This is a genomic window from Deinococcus rhizophilus (assembly GCF_030271215.1).
GTDB lineage: Bacteria > Deinococcota > Deinococci > Deinococcales > Deinococcaceae > Deinococcus > Deinococcus rhizophilus.
Map to the genome: position 1 here is coordinate 1 of NZ_JASNGB010000406.1, position 461 is coordinate 461.

Here is a 461-nt window from a genome sequence, read left to right on the forward strand (position 1 = left end):
CGACGCGGCCCCCTGCCAGCCCGGTCAGCACCCGCCCCAGGGTCAGGCCGCCCCAGTACCCGCTGAGAATCAGCGCCGGGGCCGCGAAGCCCACGCTGCCCAGGTGCCGCGCCAGCCACGCCCCGAAGCCCACCTCCATGCCCACGTACAGCCCCAGCATCAGCGCGAACAGCCCCAGCAGCGGCCCCGGCCGGGCGGCCTGGGTTCCGGCGGTGGGAGGACGCAGCCCCGGCACCCCCCAGATGCGGGTGGCAACGACCGTCAGCAGGCTCAGCCCCGCGACGACCACGAAGGGCCACGCCAGCGAGAGGCCGCCCAGCCCCAGCACCAGCAGCGGCGCGAGGATGCTCCCCACCCCGAACACCGCGTTCACGAGGTTCGCGGCGCGGGTGCCGATGCTGGCATAGGCCGCGTTGATGGCGGCGCTGACCGCCCCCAGCCCCACCCCGCCCACCAGCGCC

The 461-nt window shown here is 76.1% G+C and carries 1 pseudogene; it reads right to left on the reverse strand.

Going from position 1 to position 461, the window contains the following annotated elements:
* Nucleotides 1–461, reverse strand: a pseudogene (locus QOL99_RS17585) (MFS transporter); the annotation flags it as partial.